The organism is Mesorhizobium sp. WSM4817 (assembly GCF_055811135.1).
On the sequence record NZ_JBVVQQ010000053.1, the window covers coordinates 1 to 18,052 of the forward strand.

At 57.8% G+C, this 18,052-nt stretch carries 13 protein-coding genes and 1 pseudogene; 5 read left to right on the forward strand and 9 right to left on the reverse strand.

All coding sequences use genetic code 11. The features are described from left to right. The coding region (locus AC0L2K_RS33610; RefSeq protein WP_473533481.1) for a thioesterase domain-containing protein at nucleotides 1–1,025 on the forward strand (1,025 nt) is incomplete at its 5' end. A 224-nt stretch (nucleotides 1,026–1,249) separates the two neighbouring features. Continuing rightward, nucleotides 1,250–1,888: a 4'-phosphopantetheinyl transferase family protein gene (locus AC0L2K_RS33615; RefSeq protein WP_473482936.1), complete on the forward strand. Its 639-nt coding sequence runs from the start codon at nucleotides 1,250–1,252 to the stop codon at nucleotides 1,886–1,888. Between the two features lie 327 nt (nucleotides 1,889–2,215). On the opposite strand, the gene AC0L2K_RS33620 is transcribed toward AC0L2K_RS33615, so the two are convergent. The 7 genes from AC0L2K_RS33620 to AC0L2K_RS33650 all read right to left on the reverse strand — a co-directional run bounded on the left by AC0L2K_RS33620 (nucleotide 2,216) and on the right by AC0L2K_RS33650 (nucleotide 9,819). Then, a complete protein-coding gene (locus AC0L2K_RS33620; RefSeq protein WP_473533482.1) occupies nucleotides 2,216–2,623 on the reverse strand; it encodes a hypothetical protein in 408 nt (135 codons plus the stop codon). Between the two features lie 820 nt (nucleotides 2,624–3,443). After that, complete coding sequence (locus tag AC0L2K_RS33625; protein WP_473533489.1) at nucleotides 3,444–4,142, reverse strand: glycoside hydrolase domain-containing protein; 699 nt, start codon at nucleotides 4,140–4,142, stop codon at nucleotides 3,444–3,446. A gap of 115 nt (nucleotides 4,143–4,257) precedes the next feature. Further along, nucleotides 4,258–4,830: a glutamate acetyltransferase gene (locus AC0L2K_RS33630; RefSeq protein WP_473533483.1), complete on the reverse strand. Its 573-nt coding sequence runs from the start codon at nucleotides 4,828–4,830 to the stop codon at nucleotides 4,258–4,260. Between the two features lie 137 nt (nucleotides 4,831–4,967). Continuing rightward, complete coding sequence (locus tag AC0L2K_RS33635) at nucleotides 4,968–5,843, reverse strand: hypothetical protein (protein WP_473533484.1); 876 nt, start codon at nucleotides 5,841–5,843, stop codon at nucleotides 4,968–4,970. 132 nt (nucleotides 5,844–5,975) lie between these two features. After that, nucleotides 5,976–6,710, reverse strand: a complete 735-nt coding sequence (locus tag AC0L2K_RS33640; RefSeq protein WP_473533485.1) for a helix-turn-helix domain-containing protein — start codon at nucleotides 6,708–6,710, stop codon at nucleotides 5,976–5,978. Nucleotides 6,711–6,956: 246 nt separating this feature from the next. Continuing rightward, nucleotides 6,957–7,910, reverse strand: a complete 954-nt coding sequence (locus AC0L2K_RS33645) for a LysR family transcriptional regulator (protein ID WP_473533490.1) — start codon at nucleotides 7,908–7,910, stop codon at nucleotides 6,957–6,959. A gap of 481 nt (nucleotides 7,911–8,391) precedes the next feature. Continuing rightward, on the reverse strand, nucleotides 8,392–9,819 hold the full coding sequence (locus AC0L2K_RS33650; protein ID WP_473533486.1) for an alpha,alpha-trehalose-phosphate synthase (UDP-forming): 1,428 nt from the start codon (nucleotides 9,817–9,819) through the stop codon (nucleotides 8,392–8,394). A gap of 508 nt (nucleotides 9,820–10,327) precedes the next feature. Between AC0L2K_RS33650 and AC0L2K_RS33655 the strand changes: the two are divergent. The 3 genes and pseudogenes from AC0L2K_RS33655 to AC0L2K_RS33665 all read left to right on the forward strand — a co-directional run. Continuing rightward, a pseudogene (locus AC0L2K_RS33655) lies at nucleotides 10,328–10,471 on the forward strand (Tn3 family transposase); the annotation flags it as partial. Nucleotides 10,472–12,693: 2,222 nt separating this feature from the next. Next, nucleotides 12,694–12,885: a hypothetical protein gene (locus AC0L2K_RS33660; RefSeq protein WP_287202927.1), complete on the forward strand. Its 192-nt coding sequence runs from the start codon at nucleotides 12,694–12,696 to the stop codon at nucleotides 12,883–12,885. Nucleotides 12,886–13,617: 732 nt separating this feature from the next. Next, complete coding sequence (locus tag AC0L2K_RS33665; protein WP_473533487.1) at nucleotides 13,618–14,097, forward strand: ProQ/FINO family protein; 480 nt, start codon at nucleotides 13,618–13,620, stop codon at nucleotides 14,095–14,097. 548 nt (nucleotides 14,098–14,645) lie between these two features. Here the strand turns inward: AC0L2K_RS33665 and AC0L2K_RS33670 are convergent. Next, nucleotides 14,646–17,621 carry a Tn3 family transposase gene (locus AC0L2K_RS33670; RefSeq protein ID WP_473533491.1) on the reverse strand — a complete coding sequence of 992 codons (2,976 nt, stop codon included), beginning with the start codon at nucleotides 17,619–17,621 and terminating at the stop codon, nucleotides 14,646–14,648. A gap of 230 nt (nucleotides 17,622–17,851) precedes the next feature. After that, a partial coding sequence (locus AC0L2K_RS33675; protein ID WP_473533488.1) for a hypothetical protein occupies nucleotides 17,852–18,052 on the reverse strand: 201 nt, incomplete at its 5' end.

Consider the following 18,052-nt stretch of genomic DNA (forward strand, 5'->3'; position numbering starts at 1 on the left):
AGCTGCTCGGGATCGAGCGCATCGGGCGCCACGACAACTTCTTCGAACTCGGCGGCCACTCGCTCCTGGCGGTGCAGGTACTCAGTCGAGCATTAGACGTTGGGCTGACCTTTAGCGCCGCCGACCTCTTCCGAGCCCCGGTTCTGAAGGACCTTGCATCGGAGGCTCATTTGGAGTCACAGCCTAGCAGGGCGGGAGTGATTTCCATTCAAGCAACCGGATCGCAGCCACCGCTGTTCTTTGTCCCCACAGGTTTAGGCGATTATTCCTATGTCGTCGGTCTGGTGGAGGAAATGGACGTAGACTGTCCCGTCTACGCTCTGCCATGGCCCCCCTTCAATAACCTTTGTCCACCAACTCTTGAGGCGATAGCCGCGGAGGCCATCGTGGCAATTAGAAAGATCCAGCCGCAGGGTCCGTATCGCTTCGCTGGATACTCATCAGGCGGGATTTTGGCTTACGCCCTAGCCCAGCTTTTGCTCGGTCTCGATGAAGATATATCTTTCATGGCGTTGATCGATGTTACGCTACCTGCAAACGTGACAAATATATCGACCATCCAAATGGTGCGAGACGTCGTGCTCGACTCTTTTGAACCCTTAGATGATGAGAGCTTCGAAGTGTTGGAGCAATTTGCTGGACAAAGTTCGATCCCTCAGCTTCTTCAAAAGGGGCAGCAAATTGGAGCAATAGCTCTGGATCGCAATCTCCATGACGATGTTTTGATGTATGAAAGGACCGCCCGGTTTCACGAGGCGCTGCAGGCGTACCAAATCCCAACCTTGCCAATTGAGATACATCAGTTTTATGCCGCCGAGGCTCTCTTCAGTTCTCGGGCACGACAAGCTGAGAGTTCGTTATGCCCGGAGGCAAGTTCGCCTATGCGCGGCTGGGACCGGGTCTTGAGTCGAGGGGCCATTACTGCCGTACCGATTGGAGGCGACCACGTGACGATGATGAGTGTTCTGGAAAACCGCAAGGCTCTGGCCCGAGCTATTTCTACGCGCTTAGCCGGGGGTTCTTGAAAAAGATCCCTAGCGAACTGCACCGAAGGTTCTGGCACCCAGACGAGGTTCAGTCTCGGATCGCGACAATCCCCAAATGTCGGAGAGTTCTGGCTCGGCGATCCAAAGATGGGAAGCATATGTGGTCTGGCGCCGTTGCTGATCGACGCCCGGGTCGAGCAATTCCAAGGCCAAGCTGCATTGGCTGAGCTTCTCATCCGAAAAGCTGAAAGCGACCAGATAGAATGGAGACTATCACGATTGATCAACAGAACATCCTCGTCGGCATCCGTTCAATAGCACCGGCTGACGACTCCGCCTTGTACGCTTCCGAAGTTACCTCGTTGGGACGCGCTGTTATCAAAGTTCGCCGCCAAAGCGGTGCTGCAAGAGTAGTCGCCAGAACACTCCTTGGGCAACTGGGATTCCCACAACTGCCGATCCTGAAGACGCGCTCTGGCGTTCCGATCTGGCCACTCGGCATCGTCGGATCTTTGGCGCACCACGATACCGTAGCAGCCGCCGCCATTGCAGGGACCAAACAAATTGCGGCTCTCGGTATCGACATTGAGCCTAATGAACCTCTGCCGGAGAACCTGATCGAATTGACTGCCACCCCTAACGAGCAACGCATGTACGATCTACATTTGCTCAAGCGGCGGGACCTCTTCGTTTTGAAGGAGGCGGTGTATAAGGCGTATTTTCCACTGTACAATCAGTTCATTGGATTCCAGGACGTGGAAATTGATATTCCTGCGCGGTTAGGACACGTAGCGAAGGCAAATTGCACGTTTTCGCTCGAGTTACTTATTTCCAACAATGTAATCGGGTTGGCGTATTCGAGGCCGACATGCGGTGACGTTGCCCCCAGTACCCAGTTTTGAGTTCGTTTCCGGCGTGGGTTGTGCCCTGCTGGGCGGGTGAAGCGACGGGCGCTGGCGCGGAGCCTTTGGCATAGCGCAGCGCGAGCGACCGTCGCGGATTGAAGGTGCTGGCGAACTCGGCCGGTGTCTGCCAGGGGATTTGGGAGTGCGGCCGCGCGGTGTTGTACAACACGACGAGAGAACCCCCACGGGACCGAGGAACGCGAGCTTCTTTATCGATGGCATCTTTGGGCTGGGCGGTGTGTTCACGTTCATGAGGTGATCGAAAAGGCTGACCGGGAGGTTTTCCGCTCAGTCTCTCTGGCCACGCCTCCGATCGGTGGCTGGCTAATCGAAACCACGTTCTTCCACAGGTGCAATCTTGCTTCTGTCAAATAAAATCGCCTCGTACGAGCTTCCATATTCCGTCTTCACTCCATCCAAGCTGTATCTCTGCGCCAAGGTAGCCCATGCGCCTAGTTCGTCAGGTTCCACTTGAGTACCCTGCTCATCCATGACCGCTAATTTGAGGGGCTGTTGCGCCTCGATAACAAAGTACTTTCCAGAACTACCTGCATACCCGCGTGCCGCGTCTACATCGTTTTCTGAGGTCATCCAAATTGCTTCGCCCGTGTGCCCGCTTTGCCCCGAACCGCCCCACACCCCATCCCTATTAGCGTGGTTGAACTTTGTTCCCGCTGGAAGTTCTTCCATCTTCATCCTCTCCCAACCAACTGAGGCTGCAAGTTCTTCCATCTCCTTGCTCTCCCAACCCACTAAGGCTGCTAGATGGATGTGGTGAACGGTTTGCCCGGCTGTCGCGGGTCTCCTGACCTCGTCAACGACTGCTCTCAAAGCTCGGCGCGATGGATTCTCGCGGCGACTCTCCCGGTGCCAGCCTCTCATTATTTGCATGCATTCGTTAGATATTTCGCCGTGATAATAGGCACATGTTTGGTACTCTCCCCAATCTTCGTGCGGTTCAAGTTCTGTATCCGCGCATTCAATCTTCCCATTTTATTAAGCAAGGCATGCCCCCTTGTCCTCAGCCGAAACCTGACTACTCGGTACGAGGACGATCACAGTCGCGGCAAGGATCATCCCCTTCCAGAAAGACGGGGGGTGCACTCGATGGATCGGGATGGCGGCGGTGGCGGTCTCTTTCGGTGAGGATCTCATGTAAGGATTTCCTTGTGCTAGTTTGTGAATTGTCCGCCATCGCATCCGTTTTGCGATCGTCAAGTCGAACGGACCTTGTATAGCGGCCAGAACTGACAATACCGGACACGCCTGATGCCCTCCACTCCTTCAACGCTTCACCCATACCGGGAACGTCGGAGGAGACGCCGAGCAGCGCGCCCTTGTATCGCCTGCCGCAATCTCGTTACCTTCGTCTTTGCGCCGATCGGATGCCTCCCGCTCCCGCCGCAGGTGTCGCGGGCGAGCGCGTGGAGAGAAGATTTCCGAGATTCCGCGACAACTTTACACTCGCCGTTGACGTCGGAGACCTCTACGAACATAAAATCCGACAACGTTTTCAGCTTGCCGCGTCTACGGGCCGCCCGTCCTTCGCCATCTAGGCCAGCGAGCCTTCGCCCGACTCATCAACTTGGAAGGCCCCGATCTCCCTCCGAGGAACCCGAACGATATTGCGATCATAGCCCACCCCAGAGGGGCCATGGGTAACCTCTGGAGGTACCTGCCGCATCGACCATCGGTTGGAATAGAAGAACTGCTCGGTTCCAAGAAACAGGCGCGACATAGATATCCATGGAACCGTGATCAGTCCCTCCGCCATTAGTTTTGAGAGCACCGCACCGCAACCATACGCGCCGATGGCAAAAGGGCCGTTGATCTCTTCTTTGATCGCGTGGAAGTAGGCGAGGATGGGGCCATCGATCTGCTTAGCCGGATAGTCCCCATCGACGGCGAAAAGAATCGTACTGCCTCTATCTTTCGGCTGACCGATGCGGTTTGCGAACCCCATAGCACTCTTTGCATTTGCAGTGCCGATCGAGCTCGAGAAATTGGAAATATGGCGGCTGCTGTCCTGGAAAATCGGTAGAATTCCGAAACCCTGCCTAGATAGCAGTTTCGCCTCCACTGGTGTGATGGTTTTTGGGCTCGCGGATCCTGCGTAATACCGAATGACCGTGGTCACCCCCGATCTTCGCAAGAAAGCGAGAAATTTCCGGCCCGCCTTATTGTTGAGACGGACGCTGACATCCGCTGCGGACCATCCGTCCGCCTTCGCGAAGTCTTCACAATAGGGCATGGGCTTTCCCGATACAAAGCGCACCACCGACTTCGCTCCGCCGACGGAATGTGCGGTATTCACATGTTCAACGAGCGTGCTGCTTTCTGGCTGAATGTAAAGTCTGGCATACGGATCAGGGCAAGACGCGCAGGTAGTAAGGTGAGCCGCTCGGCGGGCCGAAGCGGCCGAAAACCTGCGCGATAGTGGACTGCGTATCCTTGCTTGACAGATTCAGGCACGCCTTCAGCAATGTTGAGGTGACGGCGAAACTGCCAGGGCTTCCACCATCGAAAACGGCAAGGCAGGTTAAAGATAAATAGATTTTCGCGGATTCGGATTGATCCAGGATGAAGCAATTGAATGCAGTCGGTTCGCCGTATCTGCTCAGATAGACACTGATGGGCTTCGCCAGATTGACGCCTGCTTTGTCGCCGTCGGCAGCATCGGCGCAAATTGACGCAAGGGTACTTGGCAAATCCGCAACGGCCATCCTGCGGTTCAGGGTCTTCGAAGCCGTGGCGGCGTCCACCTGGTTCGGCACCATTTGCATGGCATTCTGCCACATACTAGGATCCAAGTTCAGAATTGAGCCTTCGGACAGTTTCTGGATCAAGCCTGAGCAAATCCTCTCCGCTTCGAGGGGGCCGCTGCTATGGGCGCCGATTACCAGGAAGAGGCCCGCAGTTGTTTCTGCGATGGGGTTCATAGTTGGTTTCTTATAGAAGCGGGGCCGGAGTTCGTCGGCACCGCTGACAGCCGGACCTGATCTATGACGCTGGCGAGGTTTCTTCGAATTGACACCGTCGGTTGGTGCGCTGCTGCTTTCAAGACCAATCATTAGGATCAGACCTGGGGCGTGATGTCTTGTTGCGGGGTCGAGCCACCGTTAAAGAAGTTCTTGGCATTCATAAACTGCTCGGTGGCGTTCTTATTCACGATCTCCTGGAAGTTTTTGTAATCGGGGCCGCCGTTGCGGATCCGGCGAGTCTGAACGATATTGGTAACCTCGTTATAACTTATGTCGACGTTGACGTATCGTGTCGACGAGCAAGAAGATTTTAGATCAAGGAAGTACTCATCGAACTTGACTTGTCGCAGAACAATTGCTCCGTAGTCGTAATATCCGCCTGCCCCGTTATCGAGAAGGTAGCTTTGGTAGGTGCATGTCAGAGCCTTGTACTGCTGCGATTTGCTGTTGGCGCTGAAGGTCAGGTTGCCCATCTCAGTGAGGAAGGACTCGAAATCCGTTAGCAGAGACGCCCCGTCAGTGACGATCGCCTTCGCGATCAAGGAGAGGAACGTGGCTGAAACGGAGGTGCCGGCAAACTTGTTTGAGTAACCTTTCTGTTTTTGCCCTCCCATCGAAAGATCGGGAATATTGCCCACAACATTCGTCCAGGTGTTGATGTCAAGTTTTGTCGCATCAACCTTAGGATGATGGGTATGCATGTAGTCGTGAATGAGTCCTCCTATAGCCAGAAGGTTGTCCTGATTTTCTTTCATGATGCCGCTGTACGCCGGGTCATCAGTCTTCTGACCAATGAGGTGAAACTGTACTGTTCCTTGATCGTTGGCGATGGTGTCGTCACTGGGGCGCGCAGCACCTGGCTGGGCCAAAACCAGGGGCTTGGCGCCGAAAAACGCGCTCGCCGCCTCATAGTTCTTGTCCGAATAGCTCTGTTCATGCCCTTGAAAATGCGCTGCGGCCGCGTTCAACATGCTTATCTTCCTTTTCTGAGCGTTGCTGTAAAAGCCGCAAAGTGCCTGGAGTGGGTAAACACTTGAGTATCAGGTGATCTTTGCGTGTCTTCACTGGCTGTATACCAGTTTGTTCCGATCCCCACCTTTGCGTCAGGCAGACCTTTCTCTGCGCGCCGCCATTTTGCGAAAGCGCAGCGGCGAGAGCCCATGGATCGCCTTGAACGCCGTGGAGAAATTGTTGCTGTTTTCGTAGCCTAAGGACCCAGCGATCTCGGCCACGCTTTCATGCCCGCTTCGCAAGCGGGCGGCAGCCTCCATCATCCGGTAGTGCCGTAACCAGGTCATAGGCCCGCAGCCAAAGGCAGCCTCGAAGCGGTTGACGAGCGTTGTCTTGTTGGTCCCGGCTATGCGCGCCAGTTCGCTGAGAGCGATCTGCTGATCGACTCGCTGTGCCAGCAGATCGCAAGCCTTCTGAACCAGGGGGTCGGCTGAGAAGAATAGCGGTGCAGAACGCCGCGCGATCTGAGCGACGCAGGCGGTCAGTCTGCTCACAACTTCCTGCTCGATCAGTGGCCACAACAGGTAATCGGAATACCCGTCGGAGAAAACCGCCTCTCGGTCCAGCCTGGCTTCGGAAACCAGGGCTAGTTGCACCAGTCCGGAAGAGAGCTTCGCATGACCGTACCCATGTTGCTCCCATTCGCGACAATCGATGATGACGATTTGCGCGCAGCGCCCCGGCCGCAACAAACGGTGCTCAAGGACATCGATCTGCCGCACTTCGTTGGGCAGATTGCCGAAGATCCGAGAACTCGCAATTCGTGCCAAAGACTTACCTGCCAAAGGGTCCGGGCCAAGATACGCGGCCAGAATCGATGCATGCACCTCGGTAACACCCTGAGAACATGGCCTGCGAAAGCCTTGACGCGGCCGAACGGCGGTCGAAGAAGGTGGGTCTTGGTTTGTGTAGTTGGCTGTAAGTGTGAATACCTTCTTCACAGCAGATGCTCGCTCGAAGTCAGCGCGCGTCGGTTTCACTGAGTTGGGACAGCGGAACCAGCATCGCGCCCCGATGGACGAGGGGGTAATGAACTAGCCCGGTCCTGAAGATAGTGCCAGACTTCGATCGCATCACGCTTCTTCCCTTGGCGAAGCATCAGCCGTTTGCCCTCTCATTTTCGATGGATGCGCCAGCTCTGTTCCCGCCGCCGCTGCGGCGGCAATCTTGTGGCGCAGCCAGTGATGCTCTGGGTCGCGATGGCAACGCTCGTGCCAAATCAGCCCAACCTCGTAAGGCGACAGTTCCACCGGCGGATCGACAATCTCGAGGGGGAGCAAGGCGGCGATCCGTGTCGCGACGCGGTGTGGTACAATCAGCACCAGATCGGTCGCCGCGATGGCTACAGCGGCCGTCAGGAGGTTGGAAACCAGCACCGGATCGCGATCTTGGAGGTGTAAATTTGCCAGATCGTCATGCACCCGGCCGAAGCCGCCCTTAGAATCCGAGTCAATGGCAGCGTGGCGCAGGGCAGCGAAGGCCTCGATCGTCCATTCCTGCGCCAGGGCTGGATGGTCGCAACGTAGCAGGCAGGCGAAGCGGTCAGTATAGAGCCTGCGCCGAAAGAAGCCCGGTGGAGTGCCACCGGTCTGCCCAACGGCCAGATCGATCTCGCCTTGCTCAAGCCGCCGGAGCGCGCCGGTTAGAAACGAGCCGGTGACGATGTCGAGATTGGGCGCGTGCTCGCGCAGCAGGGGTAGGAGAGGCGGCAGCAAGATCAGGGCTTGATGGTCGGGTATCGCCATTATCGTCTTTGATCGCCATTCCCCCTGACGGTTCACCATCCCGCGGAGCGCATCCAACACCGGCGGCAGCATTCGGGCCAACCGTTCGGCCTGCGGCGTCGGGACCAAGCCGCTCGAGCCGCGAACCAAAAGATCGTCATTGAAAATGCCACGCAGCCTTGTCAACGCTCGGCTCATCGACGGTTGGCTCAAGCGCACGTGCCGAGCCGCATGCGTGACGTTGCGGTGCTCCAGCAGCGCCTCAAGAGACAACAGTAAATTCAGGTCAATGGATGCCAGCATTTGATGTTGCCGTGCGGCGTGAGCGCCCTCGACAATCAGTCGTGGCCGCTCGTTTGAAGGAACCTGCCGACTGCAAGAGAGCTCACCCATGTCTTTTTCCTCTTGTTTTAATATGGAATGTGCTCAAGCTAACGTCTTGAGATCTGGCGTGCGGTGTAGGTCGATGCTGCTTAGCACATCAGCGATGTCGCCAACCGGGTGGGTCGACATATTCAATACACGGGGTCTCGATCAGCGAAGCGATGACAGTCGAATGCTCGACACCGACGGACCCGGCGACGAGAGCCCTTATTGCGGATCGGCTCAACTAGTTTGATGAGGGGACCGCAGCCGCGAGCTCTTCGCTCCCGTGCCAGCACATTCGGCTACAACCCAATTGGGTAGCTGGTCTGCGGTCATCGCCATCGGGGTTATCACAGCACATTAACCACGCCTCGGCGAGGCCGGAATGCTGCCCTGATTCACTTGGTCGCGATCAGCCTCATGCTGGCAAGTCCGCCCCCTCCAGCTTAGCAAGAAAGCCGTCGCACCATCGATAGACATCATGCCCGATGAGACTGTTCTTCATTGCGCTCCAACGGTATTTCCGTTCCTCTGGCGACATGCGGAATGCCTTTTCCGTGGATGCCGCCACAGCCTCTGGGTCATAGGGATTGACAAGCACCGCTCCCTCCAATTCGCCAGCGGCGCCGGCAAACTGCGAGAGCACGAGAACGCCCGGATTGCTTGGGTCTTGCGCAGCCACGTATTCCTTCGCCACCAGATTCATGCCGTCGCGGAGCGGCGTCACTAGCCCAACGCGTGCCATTCGGTAGAGGCGGGCCAGTTCCAGCGGGCCATGGGAACGATTGGTGTAGTGTACTGGTACCCAATCGATGGTTCCAAGTTCCCCATTGACACTTCCCACCAATTCGGCGATCTGCTTTTGCAGCGCCAGATAGGCTGGTATTTCCCCGCGGGATTTCGGGGTAATCTGCAGCAGTAGCGTCTTGCGGACGCGATGGCTGTTACGATCAAGGAAATGGCGAAACGCCACGATGCGCCGATCGATGCCCTTGGAATAATCCAATCGGTCGACGCCAATGGCGATGTCACAGCCAGCAGTCCTCTTGTAAACTTCCTGCAGATCCCCGTCGCGCGTCGCTAGCTCTGGGAGGCTCTCGAACTTGGCCGTGTCGATACCGATTGGAAAAACCCCGCAGCGAAACTCCCGCCCTTTGACTAGCCAGCTACCGTCTTCCATGAGATGCCCTAAGTTTCGGCGGCGGAGACATTCGGCGAAGTTGTTAAGATCGTCCTCGGTTTGAAAGCCGACAAGGTCATAGAACGAAAGCGCTTCCAGCAATTCTTCGCAGAGCGGCACGGTGGCGAGGATGTCCGCCGGCGGCCAGGGTATGTGCAGGAAAAAGCCGATCCGGTTGCGGCAGCCGCGCTCGCGCAGTTCTTTCCCTAGAGGGATCAGGTGATAATCCTGCACCCATATGACGTCTTCCTCGCGGTGGAGCGGCATCAAAAACTCTGCGAAGAGTCGGTTAACGCGGTAATATCCTGACTTTCTCGCGTCGTTGTATTCGGCGAGGTCGACACGGCAGTGGAAGACCGGCCAAAGAACCCTGTTGGCGAAGCCGTAGTAATATTCGTCCAGATCCTTCTGCGAGAGATCGGCAAGGGCATAGGTGATGCCGTTAGCCTCCTGCATCGTCGGTGACAGCTGGTTCTTCTCGGTTTTCACCTTCCCCGACCAGCCCATCCAAAGGCCGCCTCGTTCCTTGAGCGCGGCGTTCAGCGCAATGGCCATTCCGCCCGGGGGCAGTGACCCGTGCTCGTCGGGCAGCGCAACCCTGTTTGACACGATGACCAGTCTACCATCTCCACCGTCGTCCCCAACGGCACTCATAATGTTCTTCATGGTCACTCCTGTTGCCTGCCAGCTTTTGGCTTTGATCGCAGCCAAGTTAGGGACGGTCATCAGGTGGGACAATCTCATTAGGCGTATGGCAGAATAGCGCACACAAATAGGCACTAAGCGGGGCAGGAACTGAGCTCGCAAAGCTTCGGTTTTTGGATCATGTTTCTCCTGATTTAACTGAGAGCGTGGGCCGATTCCGTACGACCACTAGTCTGGCAGACCGGCGCCTCCGGGTTCGCGATGAGCGCATCATCCTCCCAACTTGTCGTTGCCCCCAGTTTCTATCCAGTTTTGAGTTCGTTTCCGGCGTGGGTTATGCCCTGGTGGGCGGGTGAGGCGACGGGCGGTGGCCTGGGTTGGGGTGTCGGTCGAAGCCGAAATTCAACGCCGTAACCCCGACCATTGGCCAGACACGCTTTTGCTGCGATCGGCGCCGGATGCGCCTGGTACGTCAAACCTGGTCGGGCTGACCGAACGGATTGCCTTCCTGCGCAAGCTGGAAATCGACCTTCGTCTGGCGGCATCGATCAACACCGGTGCGGTTGTGCCCTCGCGGACCTTTAAGAAACTCTCGGCATCACCGAAGGAAAGCCAACTGGCCAAAGCTCTTCGGGAACTCGGCCGCATCGAGCGGTCGCTCTCCATGATCGAATGATATTCGAGTCCGGCATTGCGGCGGCGATGTCAGGCCCGGTCGTCCCTGATGGCGCTGAGAGCAACGGTTATGTGAAACGCGGTCGCAACCCGGCAGGCAGCCGGTTCCACCCGGCTTGAGCAAGCGCCCACTCAGGCGCCCCTACCGGAAGTCGGGCGCGCCATTCGTGGACGTCGATCTGCGGCCGACGGAGAGTGACAAGAATCCTATCGCTGATGTCGTCACGATGCTTAGCGATCCCGCTGCGGCCGACCCCGGCCAACGATGCTAGTTCATAGCGGCGGCTCTCTAGTCTAAGCCGAGGGATGCCTGACTGAACGGCACCCGATCGGGGCTGCGCAATCCCGACCAGCTGACGCCCGATCGGGCGCTCTCGTTGTGGCCGTCCCCACCGCCATGCAACATTTTCTACTTTGCTGGCGCCCCGACATTAGGACACCGGCCGGCGCTAGCCGCCCTGCATCGAACTGCGCCTGGTCAAGAACAGCGCGGCCTAGCGCGGAAGCCGGCCACAGGGTCGGGGCATGTTGCGATGCGTTCGCAGACAGTGCAGTGTTCTGCAAGTCAACAGCTCCTATATCGAGATGGCAGCGCCTCACGGAAGCGCGGGTTCTGCCGGCCGCATCGACCGCCGCGCCTCCGCCAGATCGAGCGGCGTAGAGCCTCCAATTCGCGGTGCCGCTGTCCTAGCCAGCGACGGTCGTGTTCGTCATCCCCGCGTTTCGCGTGCATCCGCCGCTGGCCCATCTAATGCGCGCTTCGCCCTGCGGACAGCAGACAGCGAAGCCGCCATGGCCGCGAAAATCTCGCAATGTCGGCTCGATCCCAGGTCCCGCCCGCCATTTTTGCGAGGTGATCCGTGCAGGTGCCGGTGGATCATGCAATCCATCCCCTGACCGCATCATTGCCATCGTCCTCCTTCAGCCGGCCGAGCCTCCCGACGCCGGATCGATTACGATACTCTCTGAAGAACAGTCTCTTTTAGAGAGCGTGACGGTCTGCGCCGTCTTACCGAGTTTCAGCCTTTGCCATCGCCTCCTGCCCTCCCGCCGCGCCTCACTCTTACCCTGCTCGCATCGCCTCACCTCACGCGGGAAAGGATGTCGTTAACATCATTCTGTGCGGCAAATGTCACAGCGATAAGACAGAACGCAGAAAAGCCATAATGGCGTCCTGCCAAGCAATGGGCATCGAGGATGCCGAGGTCTCAGTCATCCATGAGTTCGATTCCTGCAAGCGGGCCGGCTCTCTATAACCGGCCTTCCCTGTCGCTGCGCGCGCAGGCACTTCGCCACGATTACTTCCGATGTGGAGAAGTTGTCATGTCGCAATCCGCTGTCGGTCAGGGACTGGCACACGGCCAACAAGGCGCGTTCGGGGCTGACACCATCAAGCTCGGAGGGCATTCCTAGTCAAGTCGTTGCAGCTCCCGTCGGCTTTATGAAGTCGGTGACCGGCTTAAGAAGGTTCCTGATCCCCGCACTGCGACACTATTGCTGACCCGCTCAATTGGATCAGGCTACCCTAACGACACAAAAAGACTCGGCACAATCTGTGTGCCGGGTCTTTAAGGTCACATGTGATTGGGCAGGTGCTGTGACGCTTCTTGGCTACGCCCCGAATGATTAACGAGCCGCTAATTGCGGGGCATTCCTCACTTCTATTCGGCGACAAGAGCGTCCAGATAGGTCTCTTGGCGCCGGGAATAACCGATATGTTCCGGACAGTGTGCCGGCGTTGTTGCGTTCATGGGTTGGATGGATGATTGATTTCGCTGTTTTCGGTGTCGGTCAAGAGGGCGCCTGCATTTTTGCTTTCGCAAGCTGTCGCCCGTCAGCGAGATGTAATGGCGGAATTTCCTATCTAGGAATCAATGCCCGATCGCACAAACGGGAATCGGCTTCCGACTTGCTGCCGCCTTCGCCGCGATCTTCGCCACCCGGCTGATTGCCGCCGCAAGCCTGCGCGTGCCATGGCTCGACAGGTCAGAAACTCTGGACGGCTTACGATGATGCTGGGGACACATTGGCAAGACTTGTGGTAACCCTATTGCAGAGTCAACCGGGCCAGGGCGACACGATCAGGGGCTCTCGCTTACAACCGGTGTTTGGTTACTCCCGGTTCATCTGCGATTTAAATCAAATACGTCTAAGGATATTGACGATTGCGCGACCCTCACCTCGTAGACGGCTAACGCGGGCGGCAACTGAGAGGGTAAAATGACAAGCGATTTTTCCGCCGCGCGAGTGCATCTAGATCGAGCGTATCATTATCTGCGAGGTGATGACCCGATGAGCCGGAGGGGGCGCGAAGCCTTGGATTTGCTAATTGAGGCAGTTGCCGGCGAGGAGTTCAAGCAGCCGAGCCAAAACGCGGAGGTGCTAATGTTTCCGATTGGGCGCCGCTTCTGAGGCGATCTCCATTGTGGCAACCAATCAACATGGTGTGCAAACACCCTCAGAATACTGCCCGTCCAGGCATGAGCCGGGTTGGTCGGGCAATCGAATGGGAGTCCGAAGCCTGTCAATCATCCGAATTGAGCTGTCCTGGCTGTAGCTTCCATCATCGTCATCGGCGGCAGCTATTTCGGAATGGCCGCCGTCCGGCAGTTCCGCCGCGCCCGCGCCAGGTTCTGGTGATCGACGCCGGGTTGCGGCGGAACGCTTTTTGCCAGCCATTCGCCTGCCTTCCTGTCCCAGGACGGCGTCGATCCGGCCGAGATCAGGGAACTGTCGCATGAGCAGCTTTCGCGCTACGCGACGCCCTGGTACGACGGAACGGCCGAACGGGTGAGGGGAGCCGCGACGCTTTCGGGTCCTACTTGCCGACGGTCCTCCGCGGAGGGCCGTCGAGTCTTTTTCGCTGCCGGCGTTTCAGATACGCTGCCAAGGGCTAATGGGCTGGCGGAGATATGGGGAAACAGCGTTCCACCGACCCTGCTGTATGGCTGTGAACTCCATCGGGACGGCTCGGCGTGATTGGTGCCGATCCTGCTCGGTCCACCAGGCACTTCGTCTGTCCGAATGAGGAGGCGCCCGCTGCTTTGCCCTGCGGGACGAATGCCCATTTTTCCATAATCATTGCATATATCAGTGCTAGGAAGGTCCGAATCGGGAAACGAAAACAATCGGGCGAGGCTTGTGATGTTGAGCGCTAGCCGAGGCAAATCGCCTGCACAGCTTTTCCGCTATCTATCGGCCAAGTGGCCCGCGGCGTTCAATCCGAAAGCGCCCAAGCCGCTCAAGATCGGCATCCATCATGACATTCGGGTGCTTGACGGCGAACTGTCTGGTGATGAATTAAGGAGAGCCCTCCTGGCGTATACCAGGATGGCCAAATACTTGGCGAGACTGAATGCCGGCGCCGCACGGGTCGATCTCGATGGCAAGCCGGCCGGCGTGGTCTCGGATGCGGACGCGGCGACCGCCAAGGCTTTGCTTTGCGCCCGCAAGGACAAACAACAGACCAAGCAAACGCCGGAGCCAAGGGTAGAGCCTCAAGCGCCACCCAAACCAACACCGAAGCGAAGCGCCGTCTTCAAGGCGAAGAATGCGGCCGACAGCCCGACCGGCATAGTCGTTGAGACGAAGCGTCGCCGGTCATTCCGAAAGCCGATGGCTTGATGGCCGTGAGGGATGGCTTGTGCCGACCGGGACAGCCCTGAGGGTCGGAGCGGCGCCCCGTGCCGATCCGAATTGCTGCAATCGCAATGGAACTGCCGCATTCGTGCTGGCGAAAAACGGAGTGGTCGATCATCCCTTCTTCGAGATGAACGGAGGCCGGACGCTATTCCGATGGTCGTTCTGGCCACCCCTGCGACCGTTTTATCGTTCGGGGTGGCAGTCAGGTCGATGCCGACCCAGATTGACTGTGGCCGCTTCACGAGCCCACGTTTCTGTTGATCTCGACGACAAGGGGCGCTGCTGCCTCATGCTCTCGGCCACTTGGGGTGGTGCGAACTAGGCCGATTGCACGGTTTCGCCACCGCTCCCAGATACTCTTGAACGGTTTTCGAATACGTTGATTGTCTTTGAAGCAATGACGCCAGCGGCTCTCCGCGCCCCCGGCCCGCGCTCTCGCCCTCGTTGTCCTGCTTTCGCGACCATCGCTACTAGGGGTCCGAACAAGATCAGTGCGAAATCGTACGCTAAGGTTGAACGGATCATGAACGTCATGCAGCGCGACGTAGCCCAGCCGGGAGTCTCAGCGACCGGAAGCCTTCCGGCAGATGCTGCTCCGTGTCCCAGGTGTAGATGCCGGTCAGATTGATGTGTTCCCAGCTCAGCGGCGAGATGTGCTTGAGCAGATGATCCGGAATCGCACGACGCATGTTGCGTAAGTGGGTGACTGCCCGTTCGATATAGACCGTGTTCCAGTGCACGATTGCGCTGACGACGAGGTTGAGGCCGGAGGCGCGGAAGGCCTGGCTCTCGAATGATCGGTCACGGATCTCTCCGCGCTCGTGAAAGAAGACTGCCCGCTTCAGTTTGTGTGCGGCCTCGCCCTTGTTGAGGCCGGCCTGACAGCGCCGACGCAATGCCGGACTTGAATACCACTCGATCATGAAGAGGGACCGTTCAATCCGACCGAGTTCTCGTAGAGCCCTGGCAATCTGGCTTTCTTTCGGTGACGCGGACAGCTTCTTTAAGATCGTAGACGGCACCACTGATCGCGTCGTGATCGACGCCGCCAGATGGAGCAAATCGTCCCAGTGATCGAGGATCAGGATGGTGTTGATCGGCGTCCCGATATGGTTCGACAGCACCGGATATGCGTCGCCCTTCTCGAACGTATGGAACTTCCGATCCTTGAGATTGCGTAGTCGTGGCGCAAAGCGTTTGCCGATCAGGGCGAACAGTCCGAAGACATGGTCGCTTGCACCGCCCGTATCGGTGAAGTGTTCCTGGATGTCGAGGATCGTGTCCTGATCGAACAGCCCGTCTAGCACATAGGCCGCCTCGCTTTCGGTCGGGCTGATCGGCAAGATGCTGAAGTAGCCGTACTGATCCGACAAATGGCTGTAGAACTTCGAGCCCGGCTCGCTGCCATAGTGCAGATTTATGTCGCCGCGCTTTGCGGCTCGGTCGCTGGCGCGAAAAAACTGCCCATCGGATGACGCGGTCGTTCCATTACCCCAAAGCTGGGCATGCGGGTGACGAGTGTGCGCATCGGTGATGGATGCTTGCGCGGCGCGATAGGTCTCCGACCGGGCATGGAATGTGCGCATCCAACTGATCTGGTGAGCGCTGATGCCTTTGGATGCGCTCGCCATTCGCCTCGGACCAAGGTTGGTCGCATCGGCCAGCACGCCGGCCAGCATGGCCGAGACATTTCTTGGGGCGTCGCCGGTGCGGACATGCGTGAAGTGATCGGCAAAGCCGGTCCAGTCATGCACTTCCCTCAACAGGTCGGGAACCTCAACCAACGGATACATATCGCTGATCTCGGCATTTAATTCCTCGGCCGCCGCCGGAACCTCGCCAGCCGTTGGCGTAACGATCAACGTCCCGGCTTCAAGACGAACACCTTCGAGCTTTCCTGATCGTGCTCTGTGCACGAGGCGCTTCAGGTTGAAGTCGAGCATCTGGCGAGCCTCCGCGAGCCAGGCCGCGCCATCTCCCTGGACGCCCAGTCCGAGCCGATCCTGCTCCTTCATGGTTGTAAACGTTGATCGCGGCATCAGATGCTCGTCGATCGGTCGGAAGGATCGGCTGCCGTCGACCCAAATGTCCGCAGATCTAAGCCGGTCTCGCAAGGCCGCGAGCGTGGCGATCTCGTAGAGACGGCGATCAGGCCTCTCCTGTCCGAAGATGAGCCGTCGATCAGCCTGGCTGAGGTGGGTGACCGGGACGCGCTCCGGAAGTGTCCGCCGTCTCTCGGCATAAAGCCGTTTCAGCAGCGAGATTGCCGCGAGAAGCGGATCGTGTCGCCGCGCTGATTGGAATGTGAACGTCTGCAGAAAAGCACCGGCATACTTGTGGACGGTTGCATACTGTTCGGCCGCCAGGGCCAAAGGCGACGCCTCGTTGTCCTCGACCATCGACTCAAGCTCAGGCTTCATCCGCAGCAACCGGTGCCATCCGACTTCCTGATCGAGGACCTCCAATGCATTCCGGCCATAGTCGTTGGCAGACTGCAGAGCGGTAATCGTGTCGAGGAACATGCGCAGTGCCTTGGCGGTATCCGGCCTGCAATCCATGTGCCGCTGCTTCTTGCGGTTGTTGGCTTGAGAAAACAGCCGACCCATCAGCTTGATGAACATCGTTACGGCATCGTCGGTGAGCTTCTGGCTGAGTCTGATTGCCTGCGCCACGATCAGAGCGTGCCGGCGGCTGGACTTGAAATCGCTGGCCAGCCAGGCTGGCGTGGCGTTGCCCTCCCGGATCATCTGCTCCCACCGTCCAGATGATATGCGCGCCTGCAATCTCGGATCGATTTCCAGCGTACGCAGGAAGGCAATCCGTTCGGTCAGCCCGACCAGGTTTGACGCACCAGGCGCTTCGGGTGCCGAGCGCAGCCAATGAAAGCGCGTTTGGCCGGTCGACGGATCTAACTCCAACAGCCTATCCAATGATTGGAGTGTGTCGAGCGGAATGTCTTCGATCAGCGCTTTCTCGGCCCGTCGACGAGCAATGGCGCGAGCGGCAAGGCCGATGCGTTCGATCGTGTCGATTGCCGGCAGAAGAGATCCGCGTTCACGAAATGTGGTAACAATGCAACCGGCTATCGCAGCGCCGTCGTCGGACATCGCCGCCGTCTGAATTGCGGCCAGTAGCGCGGCTCGACGATCTTGCGCCGTCGCGCTTCTCGTATCCAGATATACCATGAGCCGCGCCGTATGATCACGACGGGTTTCTTCACGGCGTGCATAAAGTGCGAATGCTTCTGGATCGGCGCCGATTTGGTCGGCAACATATCGAAGCATGGCGCGAGGCGGAGTCTCTTCCGCTCCCAGCACCCGGCCAGGGTATCGCATCAGACATAGCTGAACGGCAAAGCCGAGCCGATTATGCTCACGCCTCCGCAGCTCAATCTCAAGGCGATCCGCCGGTGACAACGAATAGTAACGGATTAGGCTGTCCTCATCGAATGGTGTATCGAAAAGCTTCTGTCGATCATGAACTTTGAGAAGTCTCCGTTTTGCCATCGCCCGCTCCCCATGCCCAATCTGCCGGGAGCGTTGTTGAGTCGGACGGGCGAAGAAACCAAAACTGGTGCCTGACGGTGCCAATCCACAGAGATCGGAGCCCCCGTATCCAATATCCGATACAGTTCATGTTCTGTTCGATCTTAGCGTACGATTTCGCACTGCTCTTGTTCGGACCCCTTCAACGGTCCGGATGCTGGAAAGCGCGGCAAGCATCGTTTCAGGCATTCTCATCTCCTTCGCAGCATGCCCAAAGAATCCCATGAAAAACCGTTTACAGAAAGGGGATTGCTGTCTTTGGTTGATAAAGGCCGCGTACGATTTTGAGCAGCTCTTGTTCTGACCCCATGTAGGGGCACCTGGTCTTCGGCGATGGCGAGCACAAAGTCCATGTTGAGTTGTTGACATACCAGTTGGCGGTCTCTTTCGCG